General features: G+C 55.1%; 3 protein-coding genes. All 3 read right to left on the reverse strand.

Features of this window, described 5'->3' with window-relative positions; translation table 11 throughout:
- A partial coding sequence (locus tag HCU66_RS26860) for a hypothetical protein (RefSeq protein ID WP_205891374.1) occupies positions 1-350 on the reverse strand: 350 nt, incomplete at its 3' end.
- Between the two features lie 7 nt (positions 351-357).
- Positions 358-1,107, reverse strand: a complete 750-nt coding sequence (locus HCU66_RS26865) for a pantothenate kinase (RefSeq protein WP_205891375.1) — start codon at positions 1,105-1,107, stop codon at positions 358-360.
- Complete coding sequence (gene birA, locus HCU66_RS26870) at positions 1,097-2,056, reverse strand: bifunctional biotin--[acetyl-CoA-carboxylase] ligase/biotin operon repressor BirA (RefSeq protein ID WP_205891376.1); 960 nt, start codon at positions 2,054-2,056, stop codon at positions 1,097-1,099. The genes HCU66_RS26865 and birA overlap by 11 nt, the downstream gene beginning before the upstream one ends.
- Positions 2,057-2,161 lie beyond the last annotated feature (105 nt).

Below are 2,161 nucleotides of genomic sequence, written 5' to 3' on the forward strand. Positions count from 1 at the left end.
AGCAAACGCCGGCTTTCCGGCGATACTTGCACCCAGTAACCCGCATATTCAGGGAGATCCTTCGGCAAGGACTGAAATTTGATATCCATGCCACTCAATCGACGCTCGATTGCCTGAGCGACTTCCTGCCGGGCAGAACCACCTAGATAGAGACAACCACTGTCCGCCTGTGTGGATTTTCCCTTGTCTCGGGCCGTATCAGTCGCTTCGCTCAACAAACGAATATCCTGCTGTGCACCCCGATACAAACTCAAGGGGGTTACATCCTTCGCACGAAGAGGGGCCTCCTGTTGGTGCCAGACGTAATAGAACACATTGAGAACAAGCAGCAGCAGGAACAACCAACGCATAAAAACCTCAAGACAAGGGACACGCCATAGCCAAACCTACAAATACCAGGTCTGGAACCACCCTGGCCCCAGGCACAATCTCGGAGACCAGATCAGCATCCCCCCCAGTGAGGAACACAGCGAAATCTTCCCCCCAGTAGCTGCGCGCCAACTCTAGCTGAGTCAGGACAAAGCCTCTCAACATCAGCAAGCAACCTCGCTCCACTGCCTCTACGGTTGTACGTCCAGGAACAAGACTTTCCAAAGCGCGCTCGGCAGCAAGATCTCCATAGCGAATTCTACGGGTATGAGTACGCAACTGGTTACGCATCAATGGCATTCCAGGACAGATAAACCCCCCGAGATGCTCACCATCCCTAGCGACAAGATCAGCGGTAACAGCAGTACCAAAGTCGAGCACCAGACAAGCACCTGAAGCCAGATGAAATCCCCCGAGCATCGCAAGCCAGCGATCAAGCCCTAGGCGCTCGAACTCCTCATAGCCATTACGAACCCCGGACATTTCGCGAGCCGGCGCCGCGCATACCACGGACACGCCGAAAGCCTCTGTCAGCAGAGCGATCAATGCGCCGGTTTCCTCGGAGGTCCTGACGCTGACCAACCGACAATGCTTGAGAGTGAGCCCTCTAAGCCCCTTCAAGCTCTCCAGCAGTGCGAGATCCGAATCAACGACACCCTCACCCACCACCCGTCGCACATCCGCGTCAAGCACACGCCACTTGATGAAACTGTTTCCGCAATCGAGCTCAAGAATCATCACGCAACCTCAGGCTGAGCTCACCACCGCTAAAGACTTTTTCCACACCATTCACCTTCAAACGCAAGGCACCCTGACTATCAATCCCCAGGACCTCCCCATCTATCTGGTTAACACCGGCAATCAACGACACCGCCCGCCCCTGCCATAGATGATTTTGCTCCCACTCTGCCTGGATCGCTGGAAATCCGCCGGTCTGATGGCGACTCAAGTAGGCCTGAAGCATCAACCCCAACGCCGCAACCAGATGATTGCGATCAATCGTCCTACCGGATTCGAGCCGCAAGGATGTCCACTGCTGGTCAACCTCGTCGGTCATCTGCATGTTCACATTGATTCCGACACCAATCACTACGTGGCACACATCCGCAGGATCTCCCACTAGCTCAAGCAATATTCCAGCAATTTTTTTCTGACCGACCAGAACATCATTGGGCCACTTCAACCCCACTCCTGAGACACCAAGCTCTCGCAAAGCCTGCATTACGGCAAGCCCGACAACAAGACTCAATCCTTCCAGCTGCCGCATTCCACCCTCAATGCGCAACACCAGGCTGTAATAGATGTTTTCTGCGAACGGGCTCACCCACTTGCGTCCACGCCGTCCGCGACCGGCCGTCTGCCGCTCAGCGAGCACCAAAAATGGCGCGGCCTGGCCACGCTCGATAGCGCGCAAGGCTTCAGCGTTGGTAGAGTCAATTGAGTCGAAGACTAGAATGGGCCACTCGCAGGAAGGCGCACGCGCGCATATCTCGACAGGATCAAGCAACGTCAATGGTGCAGATAGTTGATAGCCGCGACCGCGCACTTTATGAATGGACAAACCGAGTTCAGCCTCCAAATGTTGAAGCTGCTTCCATACAGCGCTACGACTGACGCCCAAGGCAACACCCAGGGCCTGTCCCGAATGGAATCGGCCATCCTTAAGAAGCTTTAACAACGTCAACATGCAAGTCTCGCCTCACAATGAGGCCCGCATGATAGCCATGCCCCGAGCGGTTGCATAGAAACCCTGCAAGTCAGACTTTCCTGCGGGCAAAACAAAACCCCTACC

Origin of the sequence: Pseudomonas frederiksbergensis, from assembly GCF_017114915.1 — a bacterium.
Taxonomy (GTDB): Bacteria; Pseudomonadota; Gammaproteobacteria; order Pseudomonadales; family Pseudomonadaceae; genus Aquipseudomonas; species Aquipseudomonas frederiksbergensis_I.